The organism is Azospirillum thiophilum (assembly GCF_001305595.1).
GTDB lineage: Bacteria > Pseudomonadota > Alphaproteobacteria > Azospirillales > Azospirillaceae > Azospirillum > Azospirillum thiophilum.
This window is the reverse complement of sequence record NZ_CP012401.1, coordinates 131,201-151,087: the sequence shown is the minus strand read 5'-3', so window position 1 is coordinate 151,087 and position 19,887 is coordinate 131,201. Positions and strand designations below refer to the sequence as shown.

The following is a 19,887-nucleotide window of genomic DNA, read 5'->3' as shown; positions in this document are numbered from 1 at the left end:
CGGCTTCAGGGCGACAGGGTAGCTGGCAGGGCGGCGACGCGGCAGGATCAGGCGGTGGCGGGTGCTACATAAGTCTGCAAACTTCCCTTGACCCTGCACCTCGCTCCATGCCCCCTTTTGCGCTCCACCATCCCGGACGCGCGCCATGACCACCAACCTCGCCGAACGACAGGCCGTGATCGACGGCTGCCTTGCCATGAACCGGCTGGGCGTCAATCAGGGCATGTCGGGCAACCTGTCGCACCGGATTGAAGGCGGCTTCCTGGTCACCCCGACCAGCATGGCCTATGACGCCATGGAGCCGGACGACATCGTCGAGATTGGGTTCGACGGCACCTATCTCGGCACCCGCCGGCCCTCGTCGGAATGGCGCATCCACCGCGACATCCTGCGGGCCAGGCCGGACGTGTCGGTCGTGCTGCATGCGCACCCGATCTTCGCCACCGCGCTCGCCGTGCATGGGCGCGGCATCCCGGCCTTTCATTACATGGTCGCGCTGGCCGGTGGCGATTCGATTCGCTGCGCTCCCTACGCCACCTTCGGCACGCAGGCGCTCTCCGATCACGCGTTGGTGGCACTGGAGGGGCGGCTGGCCTGCCTGCTGGGCAACCATGGCATGATCGTGCTGGGGAACGGCGTCGCAGCGGCTCTGGCCCTGGCGGTGGAGGTCGAGACGCTGGCCCGTCAGTATCTGCACGCCCAGCAGTTCGGCGAGCCGGCGATCCTGCCGCCGGACGAGATCGCGCGGGTGGCGGAGAAGATGCGGCGCATGAAGTACGGCCGGCCGGTCGATGACGGCGATGCGCCGGAGGATACCGCCCGGCCGCGTGGCTGAGCCGGCCTTCTACGGGCCGATCTGTGTCATCGGCGCGGTTCCGGCGAGCTGCCCGGCGGGCCTCAGCGTGGCCACGCGCAGCAGCGGCTTGGCGTTGCCGACCGCCTCGACCTGCAGGGCACGCTCCTCGGCCGGCGGCTCGTAGACGGCGGGAAGGGCGATGGTTATGCGGGTGCCGTGGCCGGGCTCGCTCGCGACCTCGATGTCGCCGCCCAGCATCGCGGTATAATGGCCGACCAGCGTCAGGCCCAGCCCGGCACCGCGCGGCTTGCCCTGGCCACGGGTGGCGACGGCCCCGCTGCCGGCGCCCTGGACGAAGGGCTGAAACAACCTGCCGGCCTGGGCGTTGGGGAAGCCGCGGCCGGTGTCGCTGACGGTGAAGCGATACCAGCGGGCGCCGTCGCGCTCCAGCCGTTCGGCCGACAGGGTGACGGTCCCCTCCTGGGTGAATTTGCAGGCGTTGTCCAGCAGGTTCAGCAAGGCCTGCCGCACCTTGGTGAAATCCGAATGCATCTGGCCCAGCCCGGCGGGGGCCGAAAGCTCCAGGCTGTTGCCATAGAGGTCGGCTGCGGGCATCGACCGTTCGCGCGCTTCGGTCAGCAGGCGGTTGATATCGAAGTCCTGCAGGCAGACGTCCATTGCTCCGGCCTCGACCTTCGCGTAATCCAGCAGGGCGTCGACCAGGGTGGTCAGCTGCTCCCCGGTCCACTGGATATGCTCGACGTCGGTCGCCAGCTCATCGACGCCCAACCGGTGCAGATCGGTCATCAGCGACTGGCTGGCGTTGACGATCTCGGTCAGCGGGCCGTGCAGTTCCTGGCCCATGTTGACCAGGAAATCGCTCTTGGCCCGGCTGGCGGCCTCGGCCACCGCCTTTTCGCGCAGCAGGCGGCTGTGTTCCACCTCGGCCTCGCGGCGTTCGCGTCCGGTGTCCTCCGCGGTGGTACGCAGCGATTCGACCGCAAGGGCCATGGCGGCGATCTCGTCACGGCCACCCAGCGCCGGCACGGTCACGTCGGTCCGCCCGGCGGCCAGCGCCGTCACCGCCTTCGTCATTGCCTTCACCGGCACCGCGACACTGCGCTGGACCAGCCACAGCGCCAGCAGCCCGGCCAGCAGCACCGCCCCGCCGATCCACAGCGCGACGCGGGTGTAGCCGGACAGCCCGTCGGCGAGCGTGCCGCGCAACGCCTGGGTCCCGGCCTCGGTGCGTCGGCGGATCTCGCCCAGATTGGCGGCGATGCCGGCGGCGTTCGCGGCCATCGCCTCGGCGCGCAGATTGTCCTCCTCGGCCACCGCCGCCTCGATGGCGGTCAGCACGCCGCCCGCCTTGGACAGCAACGCGGCCACCTCGTCGATGGCCTGCCTCGTGCCGGGAACCCACAGGTAGCGGTTCATCTCGGCCAGCCGGTCGCGGGCGGCGGCGAGCTGGGCGCGCATCGCCTCGGCGTCCTGCGGGTCGCGGCGGTCGATGAAGCGGGTCAGATGCTCCTGCATCAGCAGCACGGCGATGGCTGCATCGCCGGCAAGGGCCGTCGAGTCGACGCCGCCGGCGCTCTTGAGATGGTCGAGCTTGCCGCGGGTCTGGCCGACCAGCGGTTCCAGAACTCCGGTCATCTGGCTGTTGCGGTCGCTGCGCAGTGCGATGACCTTCTGCACCGCCGCCCAATAATCCTCCAGCGAGCTGCGGGCCTTGTCGACGCCCTGGCGGTCGGCGGTCTCGATCGCGCCCTTGGACAGGATGTCGAGCCGCTCCATCAGCGTGTCGTGCCGCCAGGAGGCGTCCAGCAGGCTTTGGTCGTCGCCATAGGTCAGATGGTCGCGCACCGCGACCTCCAGGTCGCGCAGGCTGACATCGGCATCGGCCGCCGCCTGGGACAGGTCGGCACGGCCGGAGAAGGCGTCGATGTCGCGCGACACCGTATGGAACCAGCCGAGCCCGACCAGGGCCAGCAGGATCACGAGCCCGAGGGCGATGCCGAATCCCGCACTGATCCGGGCCGACACGGTCATGTCGCGGAATCGGGTCCGGCGGCCGCTCCGGGACAGAATGCCGTTCCGCTTCACACCGACTCCCGCTCACGCTGTGCCTGACGATCCGCGCGGACGGCCGGTCACAACCGAGAGGACGGACGCCGCGCGGCGCGGATTGTAGCTTGGCGTTCCCCCCAGGCAAACAGACAAGTGTGCGACGGAGTACCGCCAAAGGTCAGGTGGCATCTCCTCCGGTGAAGGAATAGGCATGCATGCCCAGGCTGCCATGTTCGAAACCGGCATGCAGCCGTTCTGCCTTGGGAGCGGGACCGGCGGCGCCCAAGGCCACCGGCAGGGGCAGGAAATGCTCGTCGCTCGGGTGGGCGCGGCGGGCGTCGGGGCTGGCCGTCAGCCAATCGCCCAGCGATTCGGTATCGCCGGCGGCCAGCGTGGCATCGAGCCAGTCGGCGAAGCTGGTCGCCCAAGGGGCGGCACCGGTACCACCGAAACGGAATTCCCGCAGATTGTGGACTGCGCCGCCGCTGGCGAGGATCAATACGCCGTCCCGCCGCAGCGACTCCAACTGCCGGCCGAGCGCGATGTGGTCGGCAGCGCTGCGGTGGGGCATGACCGACAGTTGGGCAACCGGGATGTCGGCTTCCGGATACATCAGCATCAGTGGCACCCAGGCGCCATGGTCCAGCCCCTGCGATGGGTCGATGGCGACGCCGGTCAGCGCGGCGACCCGCTGTGCAAGCGCCGGTGCGCCGGGGGCGGCATAGCGCATGCGGTAGAGTGCGTCGGGAAAGCCATAGAAATCATGGATGGTTTCCGGTGCCGCCGCTCCGCTGACCGCCGGCCCGCGGGTGGTCCAATGGGCCGAAACCGCCAGGATCGCGCTCGGCCGGCCCAGCCGACGACCGAGCCCTGCCAGGAAATCGCGGCCGGCACTCGTCTCGAGCACCAGCGTGGGGGCGCCGTGCGAGACGAAGACTGAGGGGAACTGTGTGGTCGAAGAGGGCATGGACGAATGGAACTCCGGCCGGGCGATGGGAGAGGACGGCGACGGTTCCATTCCAGCAAAGAAAAACCCCGGCGCATAGGCCGGGGTTCTCGAAACTCCGTTGCTCACACTGCAACAATCGTTGCGGCGAAGCTCGGCTCATCCGATCGGCGGGGGGCCGATCAGTGCAGGTGCTTCGGCAGCTCGCCGATCGACTGGTCGATCAGCGTGTCGGCCTGGGCCGGGGACAGGCCACCGGCCAGGACGCGCTTGCTGGCGCCGATGGCGACGTCAACCGTCAGGTTGCGGACTTCGGCCAGCGCCGCGGCTTCCGCCTGGGCGATGCGGTCCACGGCCTGGGCCTCGCGGCGCTTCAGCGACGCCTCGAGGTCGGTCCCGGCCTGGGCGCGAAGGCGGGCGGCTTCCTCGCGGGCATGGTCCAGGACGGCCTCCGCTTCCTTCTGCGCATCGGCCAGACGGCGCTGGTAGCCGTTCAGCAGGGCCTGGGCGTCCTTGTGCAGACGCTCGGCTTCGTCCAGTTCGGCACGGATCTTCTCGGCGCGGCCGTCGAGCAGGGAGCCGATCGCTGCCGACGCCTTCTTCCAGACCAGGGCCACGAAGATGACGAAGGCTACGAGGACCCAGAATTCAGGTGCGTTCATCCCCGGCGCTCCTCAAGCACGGCCGCGACAGCGGCGTCCGCCTGGGCCTGATCGACGTCGACGCCGGCCAGACGGCCGGTGATGTCGCGGACGATATCGCTCGACGCGGTGCGGATGTTGGCCAGAGCCTCGTCCTTCGCGGCTGCGATGGAGGCCTCGGCGCTGCGCAGGCGTTCGGCGATGTCGGCGTTCAGCTGGGCCTGACGGGCCTGGTTGTTCGCCTCGATGTCGGCGCTGGCCTGGGCGATGACACCCTGGGCCTCGGCACGGGCGCCGGCGAGGGACTTCTCGACCTGGGCCATGATGGCCTCGGCCTCTTCCTTCAACTGGGCGGCCTTGGCGAGGTCGCGCGAAATGCGCTCCTGCCGCGCCTCCAGCACCTCGGCCACGCGCGGGAGCGCCTTCTTGGACATGAGGTGGTAGAGAACGCCGAAGGTCAGAGCCAGCCAGAAGATCTGGGTCGGGAAATTGGCGGGATTGAGCTGCGGCAGGCCGCCGGAAGCGTGCTCGCCGCCATGCGCCGCGTCCGGAGCGTGCTCCGCCGCGGCCGCCAGGACGGTGCCGGCCATCGTGGTGAGGGTGACGAGCGATGCGCCCGCCACACCCGACCAGCGGGCCAGCCGGCCTTTGGCCAACAGGTTCGGCATGATCGGTCCCCCTAGGCAAAGGAGCGGCGCCGAAACTTCTCTTAGGAAGCCCGGCGCCGCGTCAGAGCTGTTTTTTTTGAAAGCCGCTCTGGCCTTAGGCGAACAGGATCAGGAAGGCGATCAGCAGGGCGAACAGCGCGACGGCTTCCGTCAGCGCGAAGCCCAGAATGCCGATCGGGAAGACCTTCGGCTGGACGGCCGGGTTGCGGGCGATCGACCCGATGAGCGTCGAGAAGATGTTGCCGATACCCAGGCCGACGCCGGCGAGGGCGATAACGGCCAGACCGGCACCGATGAACTTGGCGGCTTCAGCTTCCATGGTACTCATTCCTCTAGGTAAGTGTGAACTGTTGGTTGAGGCGATGACTTTTTGATCCGTGGCGGTCCCTGAGCGTCGCTTGCGGCGCTGCCGGGTGCAGTGCTCAGTGAAGCTCGAGGGCGTCGCGGATGTACAGGCAGGTCAGGATCGAGAAGACGTAGGCTTGCAGGAACGCGACCAGGAACTCGAAGCCGGTCAACGCGACGTTGATGGCCAGCGGGACGAGGCCGGTGACGAAACCCAGCGCGCCGAGACCGCTGATCATCATGACCGTAAAGCCAGCAAACACCTTCAGCATCGTGTGACCGGCCATCATGTTGGCGAACAGTCGGATCGAGAGGCTGACGGGGCGCATCACGTAGGAGATCACCTCGATCGGAATGAGGATCGGGGCGAGCGCGATCGGAGCGCCGTGCGGCATGAAGAAGGAGAAGAAGTGCAGGCCATGCTTCATCAGGGCCAAGATGGTGACAAACACGAACACCGTCGCCGCCAGCGCGAAGGTCACGATGATGTGGCTGGTGAAGGTGAAGGTGTAGGGGATCATGCCGATCATGTTGCCGATCAGGACGAACATGAAGATCGAGAACACGAACGGGAAATAGGGCTTGGCGTCGTGGCCGGCGTTGTCGCGCACCAGGTTCGCGACGAACTCGTAGAACATCTCGGCCAGCGCCTGAAGGCGGCCGGGAACCATCGACTTGTTCGCCATGCCCATCACCAGCAGGGCGTAGATCGCCGCCACGGCCACGACCATGAAGAAGGCCGAGTTCGTGAACGACACGTCGTAACCGCCGAGCACGATCTGGAACAACGGGTTGATTTGGAACTGGTGCAGCGGATCCAAGGTCGTCCTCGCTCAGTGTGCGTCGCCGTCTCGGCGCTCGTTGTCGTCCCCAGTGGGCCGGCTATAGCCGGCGGCGATGCCGAGACCGGTGACGGCCCGGTAGACGTTCAGGACTCCCGCCGCGGCCCCCAGGAAGAACATGACGATCAGTCCCCAGGGCGCGGTGCCGAGCCAGCGGTCGAGCAGGAGCCCGCCGCCGACGCCGACGATCATGGCCGCGACCAGTTCCGTCCCGATTCGCAAGGCGGTGGCGAGGGCGCCCTGGGGCGGACGGTGGTATTTGCTACCGGGTCCGCCAGACCAGCCGCGCTGTCCCTCACGCGCCTTCCGCAACCGGGCCTCGAGGTCTTCCAGGGGATCGGAGGGCGATTTGTCGTCCATTTCGCCTCTCAATCTCTCCTGGCTCGCAGCCATGCGAAAGCGGCGAGACCATACGGTTGGGGCGTTACCCTGTCAAGTCGCAAAACCTGCGGTGTAAATCATTGAAAAGATTGATAAAGATAGGAAATGTCGCGGTTTTTGCCGCGGTGCGGCGGGTTGTCCGGCTCCAGTCTGCGAAAAAACCCGGTGGTATGACCGCTTTTCAGCGCTTTTCCGGGTCTTTTCTCCGCCGTCGCGGGGGTCAGCCGGTGATCCGGCCCGACAGATCCTGCGCGATCTTGTCGGCGCCGGTGCCGCCGGGATACACCCCGACGAATCCACCGTCCGGCCCCATCAGGTAGATGAAACTGGAGTGGTCCATCAGGTATTCGTCGGGTTTTGCGTCCTTCTGCGGTGCCTTGGCGTAATAGACGCGGTAGGCGCGCGCGGCGTTGCGGACCTGATCGGGCGTACCGGTCAGCCCGACCATCCGGGGATGGAACAGCGCGACGTAATCGTTCATGTGCGCCACGTTGTCGCGGTCCGGATCGATGGTGATGAAGACCGGCTGGACCTTGTCGGCCTTCGCCCCCAGCTGGTCGAGCGCCTGGGCCATCACCCCGAGCTCGGTCGGGCAGACGTCCGGGCAATAGGTGTAGCCGAAATAGATCAGCATGTATTTGCCGCGGAAGTCGGCCTCGGTGACCGTCTTGCCGTGGTTGTCGGTGAGAGTGAAGGGGCCGCCGATGGCCACGGCGGTCTTCGTGCCGCTCTCCACGGTGGTGGTGGCGCTGCGCACCTGCCACCAGGCGATCCCGGCGGACGCGGCGACGGCGAGGACGGAGGCGGCGGCGATGCGGATGAGTCTTGCCTTCATGGTCCGTCAGGAATGGGCCCGCTTGCGGCCGAGGTCAAGGGGGGACCCGTTTCGCGCCAGGGATCCCCGTCATTTCGCAGTCTCCCTTGCAGCCTATGCGGCGCGAACCTCCGCCGTCCGCCGGGCCGCCGCCATGTGCGCCCCGATGCGCTTGTCGGCCCGCTGGATATGCTCGAAGAGCCATTCGCGCACCAGGGCGAGCAACTCGTCGGCGACGGTCTCGCCTGCGGCCAGACGCCGTCCCAACGCATCGGCGCGGGCCCGCAGGGCCTCATGCTGGGCTTTGTGGGCGACGCGGTCGGGATAGCCGCACTGCTCCATCAGCCGCTCCTCCTCCTCGAAATGCAGGGCGGTGTAGGTCAGCAGCCTGCCGACCGCCTCGCCGAGCGCCTGACGGCCGCCGGCCTCCCTGCGGCCCTCCTTGGCCTGTCGGGCCAGCGATGCGGCCTCGTTCATCAGGGCGATCAGGATCATGTGGTCGGTGTCGATTCCCTCCTCCCCCACCGCGAGGCTGTCGGTCCAGGGCATGAAGGTTTCCGTTCCGTCGGGCGTCGCGTCGTGGAGCGCGGCCAGCGGCGCGGCGTTGATCGCCTCGACATTGACCAGGAAGCTATCGACCATGCCGCGCAATCCCTTGGCTTGCCGCGACAGGCCGCCGGCCGCATCCAGCAGGGCGCCCGCCGACCGTTCGGTTTCCAGCGCCGCGTCGGACACAGCGTCGATGCTGGTCGACACCTGGCGGGTTCCCTCCGCCGCCTCGCCGGCACTGCGGGCGATCTCGCCGGTGGCGGCCCCCTGCTGCTGGACCGCGGCGGCGATCGAGGTGGCGATCTCGTCGCTGCGGGCGACGACGGCGCCGATCTCGCGGATGGCGGCGACGGCCGCGCGGGTCGCGTCCTGCACCTCGGCGATGTGCTGGGCGATCTCCTCCGTCGCCCTGGCGGTCTGGCCGGCCAGATTCTTCACCTCGCCCGCCACCACGGCGAACCCCTTGCCCATCTCGCCGGCCCTCGCCGCCTCGATGGTTGCGTTCAATGCCAGAAGATTGGTCTGGCTGGCGATCCCGGCGATCAGCCCGGCCACCTCACCGATCTTCTGCGCCGCCTGGCCCAGCCCGTCGATCCGCTCGCCCGCCATGTGCGACGCCTCCACCGCCTGGTTGGAGATAGCGGACGAAGTCACCACCTGTTCGCCGATGGCGGCGATCGAGCCGGTCAGCTGCTCCGTCGCCGCCGCCACCGTCTGCACGCTGCTCGACGCCTGCTGCGAGGCGCCGGCCACCGAGGTCGCCTCGCTCCGGTTGCGGTCGGCGGTGGCGGACAGGGCGCGGGCGGTGGTTTCCAGCGTGCCGACGGCGGTGCCGACGGTGCGGATCGTCTCGGCGATGGTGGCGTCGAAACGGTCGGTCAGCCGCTTCAGCGCCTGGGCGCGCTGCTCGGCGACGCGGTGTTCGATCTTCTGCCGCTCCCAATGGTGGGCGAGGTCGATCTGCTGGACACGGAAGACCTCGACGGTGCGGGCCATGGCGCCGATCTCGTCGCCGCGGCCGGTGCCGGGCACGCTCACCCCGCTGTTGCCGCCGGCAAGATCCTGCATGACCCGGCCGAGCCCGTCGAGCGGCCGGACGATGGCCCGGCTGACCAGAAGGGCCAGCAGGACGGCGGCGAGCGCGATCGACAGCCCGGTGCCGGCCAGCCGCAGCGCGGCCCGACGGAAGGCGACGCCGACGTCGTCGATGTAGATGCCCGATCCGATCAACCAGCCCCAGGGAGCGAAGCCCTTGACGTAGGACAGCTTCGCGACCGGCTCGGCCGATCCCGGCTTGGGCCAGAGATAATCGACGAAGCCGGCGCCGTCGGCCTTCACCACCCGGACGAAGTCCTGGAACAGCAGCTTGCCGTTGGGGTCGGCATTGCCCGAGACGTCGGTGCCGTCCAGTTCAGGCTTGATCGGGTGCATGATCATGCGCGGGCCGAGGTCGGTGACGAAGAAATACTCGTCGCCGTCATGGCGCAGCGTCTTCAACGCTGCCTTGGCCTGGGCTTGTGCCGCCGCACGCGGCAGGGCGCCGGCCCGTTCCTGTGCCTCGTAATGGGCGATCAGGCCGTGTGCGACCTCCACCACGCTGCGGGTCTTGTCCTGGCGGTCGGCCATCATCTCGGCACGCAGGCCCATCAGGCTGACCACGGCGATCAGCATAAGCCCGATGCCGGCCGCCGCCAGGATCAGTCCGATCTTGCCCTTGATGCTGATGCGTTCGAACACGGCGACGGTCACGGCTGCTGCTCCCTTCGGCAACGGAACGGCGATGTCCCTAAAATTTTCGGGACTTTTGCCGGAGGGCGGCGGCGCGTCAAGCCGATTTGTTCGTATATCTTACGTTTTGTTCAACTGAATGTCATAAACGCAACCATAAGGGAGTGTGCCCGCTCAATCAACCGGCCAAGTGTGGCGGGAGGCGCCGGTGCGGCGCCTCCCGCCTGCAATGCCGGCGAAAGGACAGCGAAGTCAGAGCACCATCAGCATGCTTGCGACCAGCGGGTGGCGGACGATGTCCTTTTCGGTCAGGCGGGCCACGGCGATTCCCTCCACCGCCTCCAGCCGGCGGGCGATGTCGGCCAGACCGGACAGGTTTTCCAACAGGTCGGTCTGGTCGGGATCGCCGGTCAGCACCATGGTGGAGTGCCAGCCCAGCCGGGTCAGCAGCATCTTGATCTGGGAATATGTGCAGTTCTGCGCCTCGTCGATCACCACGAAGGCGTTGTTCAGGGTGCGGCCGCGCATGAAGCCGACCGGTGCGATCTCGATGGTGCCGTCGGCCATCATGGCGCGCAGCCGCTTGGACCCCAGCCGGTCGGTCAGCGCGTCGTAGAGCGGGCGCAGGAAGGGCGCCATCTTCTCGTGCATGTCGCCGGGCAGATAGCCGATGCTCTCGCCAGCCTCGAGGGCCGGGCGGGACAGGACGATGCGGTCGACGCTGCCATCCTCCAGTGCCTCCACCGCCGAGGAAATGGCGATGTAGGTCTTGCCGGTGCCGGCCGGCCCCAGGGCGACCACCAGATTGTGCGTCCTGATGGCGTCCATCAGCAGTTTCTGGTTGGCATTCTGCGGCTTGACCTTGCGGACATAGCTCTGATCACGGCGGTCGTCGTTCCCACCCTGGGATCCCAGCGGATCCCAGCCGCTGCCGGCCGGGCCGCCGATGCCGGGGAAGAGCGGGTGGACGATGGTGTCGCCCGCTGCGGCGATGCCTTTGCTCGAACGCTTGGCCATGTCGCATCTCCTCGAAAGGTGGGGTTTGCGCCGATTCCGGGCACAAAAAAACCTCCCGCAGGGGGGAGGCTCGGTCGGTCGCATGGATGTGCGTGCTTGGACTGTGCGCGGTCGGTTCGTGCGCTGTCGGGTGCTTCGGCCGGGCGCCGTGCCAGCGGACCCGGGCATGCCGGTGCGGGGCGTGCCGATGCGGGTCGACGGACCAGGCGTTCGATGGGCGAAGCAAGGTGCAAGAGAACCTCGTCGTCATTGGAAGCCACGCAAACCGACTGTACCGGTATCAACGCGTGGCGTCAGAAGAAATTGCGGTCGACGCAAAATATTCATACCAGATGTGGTGTGGGTGCCGCCGGAAAGCGCGGAGGGCGGCGTTGGTAACCCTTTCCGCCGAGGCGCATCGGCCGACGGGAGGCCGACGGGTGGCCTTCCGGCGGAGGAACCCGAAAGGCTTTGCCGCTGTCCTGCGCTTTCACTACTATGGCTGCCTTGGGGGAAATCGGACGGCATGCTGCAACCATGGCCTGCCTGCGGCTGCCGGGAGACCGGGCAGGCGGTGGGGTGGGGTTCGGCGGCTGGCTTCGGCGGCGTGGCATTCGATTATCACCCGTGCGGACGGGGAAACTCTTGTATCGGACCGGTGCGGACAGCTAGAAGGCGCTGATTGGCTGGCTCGCTGCCGGCGCCGGGACCGGGTGGAGCGCCATCGGGTTCCGGGGCGTGTCCGGGGCCGCGCAAGCGGGGCCTCGGGTCGCGAACGCATGGTTTCGGGCGGCAGGAACGAACGGGAAGGCTACGGTGAGCAGCGCCAGTCAGGTCGCCGAACGGGATGCGCCGTTCCAGTTGCGTGGCAACTCCTTCACCATGATGGTGCTGAAGGTCTTCGCCCCGACATCGCCCGATTTCTTCACCCAGTTGAACGTCAAGGTGCGCCAGGCGCCCAACTTCTTCCGCAACGCGCCGGTCGTGCTGGATTTCGACGATCTGCCGGACTCGGTGGTCTTCGACCTGGGCGCTTTCGTGGCGCAGGTGCGGGCCCAACATCTGCTGCCGGTCGGCTTCCAGGGCGGGCCGCAGGCGGTGCGCGAGGCGGCGATGACTGTCGGGCTGACGCCGATGCCGTCGGGCCGCGCGGCCAAGCTGGAAGAGGTGGTCAAGGCGCCCGATCCGCGTCTGCACGACCAGCAGGCGCACGTAGCCGGCCCCCAGGTGCTGATCGAGGTGGTTCACCGGCCGGCGGTGGTGGTGACCGACCCGGTGCGCTCGGGCATGCGGGTCTATGCGGAAAAGACCGACCTGATCGTCGCCAGTTCCGTCTCCCCCGGGGCGGAGTTGCTGGCCGACGGCAACATCCATGTGTATGGCGCCCTGCGCGGCCGTGCGCTCGCCGGCTTCTCCGGCGATACCGGCGCCCGGATCTTCTGCCACAGCCTTGAGGCCGAGGTGCTATCGGTCGCAGGCAATTATCGCGTCAGCGAAGACATCGGCAGTGACTTTTACAAGAAAGCCGTGCAGGTTTTCCTGCGCGATGGCGTGCTCAGCATGGATTTGCTGAAGACAGGCTGACGGCTTTCGTGCGGCTGAAACTTGTCCGGGGGCGCAAAACTCCGGATACTCTATGGTACCCGGTGACGGCAACTTTGGGATTATGGGAGAGGCTCCGTTGAGCAAGATCATCGTCATGACCTCCGGCAAGGGCGGTGTCGGCAAGACGACCTCGTCCGCGGCCTTTGCGACCGGGCTGGCGCTTCGCGGCTTCAAGACGGTCGTCATCGACTTCGACGTGGGCCTGCGCAACCTGGATCTGGTGATGGGCTGCGAGCGCCGGGTGGTCTTCGATTTCATCAACGTGATCAATGGCGAAGCCAAGCTGAACCAGGCGCTGATCAAGGACAAGCGGATCGAGAACCTCTATATCCTCCCGACCTCGCAGACGCGCGACAAGGACGCGCTGACCCGCGAGGGGGTGGAGAAGGTGTTGAACGAGCTGTCGAAGGACTTCGACTACATCCTGTGCGACAGCCCGGCCGGCATCGAGCGCGGCGCCCTGATGTCGCTCTACTTCGCCGACCACGCCATCATCGTCACCAACCCGGAAGTCTCGTCGGTGCGCGACAGCGACCGCATCCTGGGTGTGCTGAACTCGCGGTCCCGCCGGGCGGAACAGGGGCTGGAGCCGGTGACCCAGCAGCTCCTGCTGACCCGCTACGATCCCGAGCGGGTCGAGAAGGGCGAGATGCTGAAGGTCGACGACGTGCTGGAGATCTTGGCGATCCCGCTGCTCGGCGTCATTCCGGAAAGCCAGGCGGTGCTGCGCGCCTCCAACGTCGGCATGCCGGTGATCCTCGACGAATCGTCCAACGCCGGTCAGGCCTATCTGGATTCGGTCGGCCGCTTCCTGGGCGAGGACATCGACCACCGCTTCGTCACCCCCCAGAAGAAGGGCCTGTTCAGCCGGCTCCTGCGGAGGAGCGCATGAGCATCTTCAGCTTCTTCCGCTCGGCCCCGCGGCCGTCGGCGGTCCAGGCGAAGGAACGGCTGCAGATCGTCATGGCGCACGAACGCGCCGGACGCAGCGGCCCCGACTATCTGCCGATGCTCCAGCAGGAGCTGCTGGCGGTGATCGCCAAATACGTCAACATCGACGAGAACAAGGTCGAGGTGAAGCTCGACCGCGGCGGCGACTGCTCGACGCTGGAGGTCAACATCGAACTGCCGGCCCGCGAACAGGCCAAGGCGCCGGCTGCGCGGCCGGGCGACAAGCCGGCCGGCAACGACGACGCGGCGGCCAAGCGGCCGGCCAACGGCGGGGCGACCGGCAGCGGCGGCGCCAAGAAGCGCATCTGATACCGGGGCCGTCGGCCTGCGGAGGATGCGGCCCGGCCTGCGGCGGTCATTCCCGGTGTTCGGGCGTTCGGCATCGGACATAGGCCGACCCTGATCATCCGTCCGGGTTTACGCCCGGGCGGGGACGGGGTATCAACGGAGATACACCGCACGAAAGCCCAACGGCTCCAAAGGCCTGCCGCGGCGGCCGGCGGTTGACCGACCACGGGACAAGAGGGTGCCGATGTTCCTCGATTGCTCGTCGCTGATCGCCGAGAACCCGCCGCGGCCATCGAACGGGATCGCGGTCACGGACATCGACGGCGACGGCGCCTTCGAGCTGGTGGTGGCTGGCTACCGCGCCGCCAACCTCGTCCTGAAATGGGTGGATGGCCGGCTGGTCGATATCGCCAACCCGCTGCTCGCAGACCCCGCCGGCCCTGCGATGGGCTTGGCTGCCGCCGACGTCGACGGTGACGGGCGCGAAGAGCTGTACATCGTCAACAGCGACCGCTCGACCGGAGCCAAGGACATGGCCGACCGGCTGTTCGCCTGCTTCGGCAAACATTGGCTCGACCTGTTCGCCCAGGCGGAGAATGCCGGGGCAGCCAACCACACTGCCGCCGGCGCGGTGGCAGCGCTCGACCGCTGGGGCCATGGGCGTTATGGGTTCCTGGTGGCGACCGACGGCGGTCCGCTGCGCCTTTACGAGCTGACCCGCCGCGGCCGGCTGGAGGATGCGGCGGAAGAGGCCGGGCTCGATTCCATCGGTGCGGCGCGCGGCGTCACCGTGCTGTCCATCGCCTCCGACCATATGGATGTGGTGACGGTCAACGACGGCGGCCCCAACCAGCTGTTCCGCAATCTGGGCGACGGCAATTTCGAGGAGATCGCCGAGGAGCGCGGGATCACCGATTCGCGGCCGTCCGGCCGCGCGGTCGTCGCGCTGGATGCCGACGGCGACGGCCTGTTCGATCTGGCCGTCGGCACCTGGGATGGGGCGCAGCGCCTGTTCCACCAGCGGATGGGCGGCTGCTTCGTCGAGTCGGCGCCTGCCGACCTGTCGGTGCCCGGCCGCATCTTCACGGTCGTCGCCGCCGATTTCGACAATGACGGCTACGAGGAACTGTTCTTCCATGGTCATGGCGAGCCCAACCGCTTGTTCGGCTGGCGCAACGACCAATGGCAGGAGCTGGAACTCGGCGACGCGGCCGAGCCGAAGGGGCTGGGCACCGGTGCGGTGGCGGCCGACATCGACGGCGACGGCCGGCTGGAACTGGTGCTGGCGCATGGCGGCAGCCAGGGCGGCGAAGGGCCCGGGCAGGGGCAGGCGCAAGGACAGCCGCAAGGACAGCCGTTGTCGGTCTACCGCCCGGTTGCGACAAACCACGGCTGGCTGCGGGTCCAGCCGCTGACCCCCTTCGGTGCGCCGGCCCGCGGCGCGGTGGTCAGCCTGACCGCCGGCGGGCGCCGCCAGCGCCGGACGGTCTGCGCCGGCTCCGGCTATCTCTGCCAGGGCGAACCGGTGGCCCATTTCGGGTTGGGACCTCTCCACGCGGTCGAGCAGGTCGAGGTGCGCTGGCCCGACGGCACCGTGGTGACGGTTGACGATCCGCCGGCCGACCGGCTGCTGACCATTCCCTATCCGCCGGAATAGGGTGGGTCGCCTTTCGAACCGTCCGCTCCCAAATATTTCAGCATCGCAATAGGTAGGGTCTTTCCCGAAAGCATCCGCCTCTCTACAGTGGCGTTCGTTGCGGCGCCTGCTTGGCAGGCCACCGTGCGGTGCGTCGATCCGGACATGTTCGCTCCGTCACCGCCGCCGGCTTTCGCCGCAGGGGGCCGTCCAAGACCGGGCGAGTCAGGGAAGCGGGAGACCGGAAGGCACATGGCACGACGCGACGTTCCCCTGACGGGGGTGGAACGCTTCTTCGACCCGGATGAAGTCATCGTTTCCAAGACCGACCTGAAAGGCCGCATCACCTACGCCAATCGGGTGTTCCAGCGCGTCGCCGGCTATGGCGAGGCGGATCTGATGGGGGCGCCCCATTCGATCGTGCGCCATCCGGACATGCCGCGCTGCGTCTTCAAGCTGCTGTGGGACACGCTGGCGGCGGGGAAGGAAATCTTCGCCTATGTCGTCAACCGCGCCCGCAACGGCGACCATTACTGGGTCTTCGCCCATGTGACGCCCAGTTTCGACGCCGAAGGGCGGGTGATCGGCTACCACTCCTCCCGCCGCGTGCCGGAACGGTCGGCGCTCGACAAGGTCATCCCGCTCTACCGCCAGCTGCTCGAGATCGAGAATGGCCACGCCGACCGCAAGCAGGGGATGGAGGCCGGATTCGCCGCCGTCGTCGCCCTCCTGACCGAGAAGGGGATCGGGTATGACGAATTCGTCTTCTCACTCTAGTTCGTCGTCTCCGACCCGTTCGTCGTCCCTGAGCCGGGCCGGCGCTTCGGTCGCACTGGCCGGGGTGGCGCTGGCGGCCCTGCTGGCCGTGGAGGCTTTCGAAATCGGCGGCGTCTCGGCGCGGGTTGGGCTGGCGCTGGCCGGGCTGGCGGCGCTGAGCGGGGCCTGGCTGTTTCTGCGCCGGGCCGGGGCGGTGGTGAACCGGCTGACCGAGGTGAACCGGGCGATCGCCGCCGGCGATTTCGAGGCGCGGGTGATCGGCATCCGCGAGGGCGGGGCGCTGGGCGAACTGATGCACGCCACCAACGACGCCATCGACCGCACCGATGCCTTCGTCCGGGAAGCGACGGCCTCGATGCATGCGGTGTCCGAACACAAATATTTCCGGCGCATCGTGCTGCGCGGCATGCAGGGCGGTTTCCTGCACGCCAGCCGGACCATCAATGCCGCGACCGAAAGCATCTCCGGTAAGGTGACCGGCTTCGCCGGCGTGACCCGGCGGTTCGAAACCCAGATCCAGAGCGTCTGTACCGAAGTCGCCGCCACCGCCCACCGGCTGGAGGTCTCCGCCCGCACGATGGAAACCGATGCGACGCAGGCCACCGGCAAGGCGTCGTCGGTCGCGGCGTCCGCCGCGCAGACCGGCAGCAATGTCGGCAGCGTCGCCGCGGCAACGGAGGAATTGTCGGCCTCCATCACGGAGATCGCCCGCCAGATCGGCGACGTCGCCCGGGTGGCGGAAACCGCGGCGGGCGAAGCCGAGCGGTCGAATGCCCTGGTCGGCACCCTGTCGGGGGCTGCGCGCACGGTGGGCGACGTCATCACCCTGATCAATGACATCGCCAGCCAGACCAACCTGTTGGCGTTGAACGCCACCATCGAGGCCGCCCGCGCCGGGGAGGCGGGGAAGGGCTTCGCCGTCGTGGCGCAGGAGGTCAAGCGGCTGGCCGACCAGACAGCCAAGGCCACCGGCGATATCGCCGGCCAGATCGCCGGCATCCAATCCTCCACGGACGAGGCGGTGGGCGCCATCGTCGGCATCGGCCGCACCATCCATTCGATCAACCAGATCGCCGCCGGCATCAGCGCCGGGATCGAGCAGCAGGGCTCCGCCGTGCGTGAGATCGTCGTCAACATGGAGCAGGCCGCCGCCGGCACCCGCGCGGTGTCCGACGACATCAAGGACGTCACCGACGCCGCCTGCCGCACCAGCGGCACAGCGCACGAGGTCTTCGCCGCATCCGAACGCATGACGGCGGAGGCCGACCGGCTGACCCGCGAGGTCCAGCAATTCCTCGACGAGATGCATCGGGTGGCATGACCGCAGCCGGTTGGGGGCAGCGGCGCGGCGATTGCCTTGCGAATGTGCATGGCACATGCACGGTTTTTGCGAAGCGGAATTGTTCTGGCGTATTGCCGGGTTATATGGATTTTTTGTTGCGAATTTGACAAGAAATCGTGTTACGTGTCGGCAATATGAATGCCAGGTTCACAAACCGTTGAGCATCCGGACGCCAGCCTGCCCTTTGTTTCAGCATCTTAACCGAATGATAATCCTGAAAAATCAGGCATGTCCCCATCATCCGCGGCGAAACGCCACGGAAACGGGGGGGCGGGGCGGCGGCTTGGGCATCTGTGGCCGTTGGCATGGCTTTTGATTGGGGAAGGCACAGAGACGGTCATGACGGGGGACAAGACGATGAGCATGGCGGGCACCGATCTCTTCGAACTGTCGCGGGGCGTGCTGGATGTCGCGTCCAAGAAGGTGTCCCTGATCGAGGACATCACCCGGCGCACCAAGATGCTGGCGATGAATGCCCTGATCGAGGCGGCGCGGGCGGGGGACGCCGGGCGTGGTTTCGCCGTCGTCGCCAACGAGGTCTCGGAGATCTCCACCCAGGTCAACAGCATCACCAAGGAACTGCGGTCGGAGATCGTCGCCCGCGTCGATCACCTGACCACCACCGGCAGCGCCATGGTGCAGGAGATGCATGGCAAGCGGCTGGCCGACCTGTCGCTCAACATGATCGAGATCATCGACCGCAACCTGTACGAACGCTCCTGCGACGTGCGCTGGTGGGCGACCGACAGCGCCGTGGTCGATTGCGCCGCCGACCCGGGCGAGGAGGCGCGCCGTCATGCGTCGCGCCGGCTGGGCGTGATCCTGGAATCCTATACCGTCTATCTCGACCTGTGGATCGCCGACCGCAACGGCAACGTGATCGCCAACGGCCGGCCCGACCGTTATCCCGGTGCGCGTGGCGCCAACGTGTCGGACGAGCTGTGGTTCCGCCAGGCATTGGCCACCCGCAACGGCGGCGAGTTCACGGTGGGCGACGTCGCCCGCAACCGCAGCCTGGACGACCGCGTCGTCGCCACCTATGCCACAGCCATCCGCCGCAACGGCGATACCGACGGCGATCCCATCGGCGTGCTCGGCATCTTCTTCGACTGGGAACCGCAGGCCGCCGCGGTGGTCGAGGGCGTTCGTCTGGAGGCGGGCGAGCGCGAGAAGTCGCGTTGCCTGCTGCTCGATGCCCGTCACCGGGTCATCGCGTCGTCCGACGGCCGCGGCATGCTGACCGAGACGGTGCCGCTGAAGCGCAACGCCGGCACCATGGGACATTATATCGACGAGAAGGGGCGTCTGGTCGGCTACGCCCTGACCCCCGGCTACGAAACCTACAAGGGGCTCGGCTGGTACGGTGTGATCCTTCAGGAACGCTGAGTTCGGACGCAGCAAGCCTGTCGCCATGACGGACGGGGCCGGGATACACTCCCGGCCCTGTTCCGTTCCGGGGTCCGCGATCATGCCCATCCATAGCTTTCCGGCCCAAAGCCTCCCTGGTCAACGCCTGAGCGTCCGGCGCGAGACCTTCCCGATCCGCGGGGCTTTCCGCATTTCACGCGGGTCCAAGACCGAAGCCGCGGTGGTGGTGGCGGAGGTGAGCGACGGTCCGCACCGCGGCCGTGGCGAATGCGTGCCCTACGCCCGCTACGGCGAGAGCGTCGACGGCGTCGTTGCGGCGCTGGAGGCGATGGCCGGGGCGGTCGCCGATGGGCTGGACCGCGCGGCGCTGGCCGGCCTGATGCAGCCGGGGGCGGCCCGCAACGCGCTGGACTGCGCCCTGTGGGACCTGGAGGCCAAGCGCGGCGGCGTTCCGGCCTGGCGCCTCGCCGGTCTGGATGGGCCGCCCGGGCCGCTGGTCACCTGCTACACGCTCGGCGTCGACGAGCCGGAGGCGATGGCCGCCGCGGCGCGAGAGCGGGCGCCGCGGCATCCGCTGCTGAAGATGAAGCTGACCGGGGACGGCGATCTCGACCGGGTCCGCGCCGTCCGTGCCGCGGCGCCGTCCGTCCGTCTGGTGGTCGACGCCAACGAGGGCTGGACGCTCGACCAGTTGTGCCGTTTTGCGCCGGTCCTCGCCGGGCTCGGCGTCGAGATGATCGAGCAACCGCTGCCCGCCGGCCAGGACGAGGCGCTGCGCGGCGTCGACTGCCCGGTGCCGCTGGGCGCCGACGAATCCTGCCATGGGCTGGAGTCGCTGGACCGGCTCCGGGGTCTCTACCGGGTGGTGAACGTCAAGCTCGACAAGACCGGCGGTCTGACCGAGGCGCTGGCGATGGCCCGCGCCGCCCGGTCCATGGGCTTCGAGGTGATGGTGGGATGCATGGTCGCCACCTCGCTCGCCATGGCCCCGGCGATCCTGGTCGGGCAGGGGGCACGCTACGTCGACCTCGACGGCCCGCTGCTGCTGGCGCGGGACCGCGAGCCCGGGTTGGCCTATGACGGTGCCGTGGTGCAGCCGCCGGCGCCGGAGCTGTGGGGATAGGGGAGGGGGTGTCGGTCCGTC

Annotated in this window: 19 protein-coding genes; 9 read left to right on the top strand and 10 right to left on the bottom strand. The window is 68.0% G+C overall.

The genetic code is table 11. The features are described 5' to 3' along the window. Positions 1 to 145 precede the first annotated feature (145 nt). Positions 146 to 835: a class II aldolase/adducin family protein gene (locus AL072_RS00665; RefSeq protein WP_045581933.1), complete on the top strand. Its 690-nt coding sequence runs from the start codon at positions 146 to 148 to the stop codon at positions 833 to 835. Between the two features lie 9 nt (positions 836 to 844). Here the strand turns inward: AL072_RS00665 and AL072_RS00660 are convergent, their stop codons facing one another. The 10 genes from AL072_RS00660 to AL072_RS00615 form a co-directional block, all read right to left on the bottom strand. Further along, positions 845 to 2,848: an ATP-binding protein gene (locus AL072_RS00660; protein WP_245636710.1), complete on the bottom strand. Its 2,004-nt coding sequence runs from the start codon at positions 2,846 to 2,848 to the stop codon at positions 845 to 847. Positions 2,849 to 3,044: 196 nt separating this feature from the next. Next, positions 3,045 to 3,833 carry a DODA-type extradiol aromatic ring-opening family dioxygenase gene (locus AL072_RS00655; RefSeq protein ID WP_045581935.1) on the bottom strand — a complete coding sequence of 263 codons (789 nt, stop codon included), beginning with the start codon at positions 3,831 to 3,833 and terminating at the stop codon, positions 3,045 to 3,047. 161 nt (positions 3,834 to 3,994) lie between these two features. After that, entirely contained in the window at positions 3,995 to 4,474 is a 480-nt protein-coding gene (locus tag AL072_RS00650; RefSeq protein ID WP_045581936.1) for a F0F1 ATP synthase subunit B family protein, read from the bottom strand. Further along, on the bottom strand, positions 4,471 to 5,121 hold the full coding sequence (locus AL072_RS00645) for a F0F1 ATP synthase subunit B family protein (protein ID WP_052709988.1): 651 nt from the start codon (positions 5,119 to 5,121) through the stop codon (positions 4,471 to 4,473). The genes AL072_RS00650 and AL072_RS00645 overlap by 4 nt, the downstream gene beginning before the upstream one ends. Before the next feature lie 94 nt (positions 5,122 to 5,215). Next, on the bottom strand, positions 5,216 to 5,440 hold the full coding sequence (locus AL072_RS00640) for an ATP synthase subunit C family protein (RefSeq protein ID WP_045581937.1): 225 nt from the start codon (positions 5,438 to 5,440) through the stop codon (positions 5,216 to 5,218). A gap of 103 nt (positions 5,441 to 5,543) precedes the next feature. Then, positions 5,544 to 6,287 carry a F0F1 ATP synthase subunit A gene (locus AL072_RS00635; protein WP_045581938.1) on the bottom strand — a complete coding sequence of 248 codons (744 nt, stop codon included), beginning with the start codon at positions 6,285 to 6,287 and terminating at the stop codon, positions 5,544 to 5,546. 12 nt (positions 6,288 to 6,299) lie between these two features. Beyond that, positions 6,300 to 6,668 (bottom strand): AtpZ/AtpI family protein, encoded by a 369-nt coding sequence (locus AL072_RS00630; RefSeq protein ID WP_045581939.1) that lies wholly within the window; start codon positions 6,666 to 6,668, stop codon positions 6,300 to 6,302. Positions 6,669 to 6,909: 241 nt separating this feature from the next. Then, on the bottom strand, positions 6,910 to 7,524 hold the full coding sequence (locus AL072_RS00625; RefSeq protein ID WP_045581940.1) for an SCO family protein: 615 nt from the start codon (positions 7,522 to 7,524) through the stop codon (positions 6,910 to 6,912). A 93-nt stretch (positions 7,525 to 7,617) separates the two neighbouring features. After that, the gene (locus AL072_RS00620; protein WP_045581941.1) at positions 7,618 to 9,801 is read right to left on the bottom strand and encodes a bacteriohemerythrin; all 2,184 of its coding nucleotides are present in this window, start codon (positions 9,799 to 9,801) and stop codon (positions 7,618 to 7,620) included. Between the two features lie 231 nt (positions 9,802 to 10,032). Then, the gene (locus tag AL072_RS00615) at positions 10,033 to 10,797 is read right to left on the bottom strand and encodes a PhoH family protein (protein ID WP_045581942.1); all 765 of its coding nucleotides are present in this window, start codon (positions 10,795 to 10,797) and stop codon (positions 10,033 to 10,035) included. Positions 10,798 to 11,592: 795 nt separating this feature from the next. Between AL072_RS00615 and minC the strand changes: the two genes are divergently transcribed. The 8 genes from minC (at position 11,593) to dgcA (ending at position 19,866) form a co-directional block, all read left to right on the top strand. Beyond that, positions 11,593 to 12,360: a septum site-determining protein MinC gene (gene minC, locus AL072_RS00610; protein ID WP_045581943.1), complete on the top strand. Its 768-nt coding sequence runs from the start codon at positions 11,593 to 11,595 to the stop codon at positions 12,358 to 12,360. 97 nt (positions 12,361 to 12,457) lie between these two features. Then, complete coding sequence (minD, locus tag AL072_RS00605; protein WP_045581944.1) at positions 12,458 to 13,273, top strand: septum site-determining protein MinD; 816 nt, start codon at positions 12,458 to 12,460, stop codon at positions 13,271 to 13,273. Next, the gene (gene minE, locus AL072_RS00600; protein WP_045581945.1) at positions 13,270 to 13,641 is read left to right on the top strand and encodes a cell division topological specificity factor MinE; all 372 of its coding nucleotides are present in this window, start codon (positions 13,270 to 13,272) and stop codon (positions 13,639 to 13,641) included. Before minD ends, minE begins: the two co-directional genes overlap by 4 nt. A 223-nt stretch (positions 13,642 to 13,864) precedes the next feature. Continuing rightward, complete coding sequence (locus tag AL072_RS00595) at positions 13,865 to 15,277, top strand: CRTAC1 family protein (RefSeq protein WP_045581946.1); 1,413 nt, start codon at positions 13,865 to 13,867, stop codon at positions 15,275 to 15,277. A gap of 231 nt (positions 15,278 to 15,508) precedes the next feature. Next, entirely contained in the window at positions 15,509 to 16,033 is a 525-nt protein-coding gene (locus AL072_RS00590) for a PAS domain-containing protein (protein ID WP_045581947.1), read from the top strand. Continuing rightward, positions 16,008 to 17,354, top strand: a complete 1,347-nt coding sequence (locus tag AL072_RS35930) for a methyl-accepting chemotaxis protein (RefSeq protein ID WP_052709990.1) — start codon at positions 16,008 to 16,010, stop codon at positions 17,352 to 17,354. The genes AL072_RS00590 and AL072_RS35930 overlap by 26 nt, the downstream gene beginning before the upstream one ends. 360 nt (positions 17,355 to 17,714) lie before the next feature. After that, positions 17,715 to 18,761 carry a methyl-accepting chemotaxis protein gene (locus tag AL072_RS00580; RefSeq protein ID WP_245636709.1) on the top strand — a complete coding sequence of 349 codons (1,047 nt, stop codon included), beginning with the start codon at positions 17,715 to 17,717 and terminating at the stop codon, positions 18,759 to 18,761. A gap of 82 nt (positions 18,762 to 18,843) precedes the next feature. Further along, complete coding sequence (gene dgcA, locus AL072_RS00575; protein WP_045582637.1) at positions 18,844 to 19,866, top strand: N-acetyl-D-Glu racemase DgcA; 1,023 nt, start codon at positions 18,844 to 18,846, stop codon at positions 19,864 to 19,866. Positions 19,867 to 19,887 lie beyond the last annotated feature (21 nt).

Excerpts from the sequence above, each read along its gene's own strand:
- AL072_RS00665 (WP_045581933.1), top strand. The coding sequence starts at position 146 with ATGACCACCAACCTCGCCGAACGACAGGCCGTGATCGACGGCTGCCTT.
- AL072_RS00660 (WP_245636710.1), bottom strand. The coding sequence starts at position 2,848 with ATGACCGTGTCGGCCCGGATCAGTGCGGGATTCGGCATCGCCCTCGGG.
- AL072_RS00655 (WP_045581935.1), bottom strand. The coding sequence starts at position 3,833 with ATGCCCTCTTCGACCACACAGTTCCCCTCAGTCTTCGTCTCGCACGGC.
- AL072_RS00650 (WP_045581936.1), bottom strand. The coding sequence starts at position 4,474 with ATGAACGCACCTGAATTCTGGGTCCTCGTAGCCTTCGTCATCTTCGTG.
- AL072_RS00645 (WP_052709988.1), bottom strand. The coding sequence starts at position 5,121 with ATGCCGAACCTGTTGGCCAAAGGCCGGCTGGCCCGCTGGTCGGGTGTG.
- AL072_RS00640 (WP_045581937.1), bottom strand. The coding sequence starts at position 5,440 with ATGGAAGCTGAAGCCGCCAAGTTCATCGGTGCCGGTCTGGCCGTTATC.
- AL072_RS00630 (WP_045581939.1), bottom strand. The coding sequence starts at position 6,668 with ATGGACGACAAATCGCCCTCCGATCCCCTGGAAGACCTCGAGGCCCGG.
- AL072_RS00625 (WP_045581940.1), bottom strand. The coding sequence starts at position 7,524 with ATGAAGGCAAGACTCATCCGCATCGCCGCCGCCTCCGTCCTCGCCGTC.
- AL072_RS00615 (WP_045581942.1), bottom strand. The coding sequence starts at position 10,797 with ATGGCCAAGCGTTCGAGCAAAGGCATCGCCGCAGCGGGCGACACCATC.
- minE (WP_045581945.1), top strand. The coding sequence starts at position 13,270 with ATGAGCATCTTCAGCTTCTTCCGCTCGGCCCCGCGGCCGTCGGCGGTC.
- AL072_RS00595 (WP_045581946.1), top strand. The coding sequence starts at position 13,865 with ATGTTCCTCGATTGCTCGTCGCTGATCGCCGAGAACCCGCCGCGGCCA.
- AL072_RS00590 (WP_045581947.1), top strand. The coding sequence starts at position 15,509 with ATGGCACGACGCGACGTTCCCCTGACGGGGGTGGAACGCTTCTTCGAC.
- AL072_RS35930 (WP_052709990.1), top strand. The coding sequence starts at position 16,008 with ATGACGAATTCGTCTTCTCACTCTAGTTCGTCGTCTCCGACCCGTTCG.
- AL072_RS00580 (WP_245636709.1), top strand. The coding sequence starts at position 17,715 with ATGACGGGGGACAAGACGATGAGCATGGCGGGCACCGATCTCTTCGAA.
- dgcA (WP_045582637.1), top strand. The coding sequence starts at position 18,844 with ATGCCCATCCATAGCTTTCCGGCCCAAAGCCTCCCTGGTCAACGCCTG.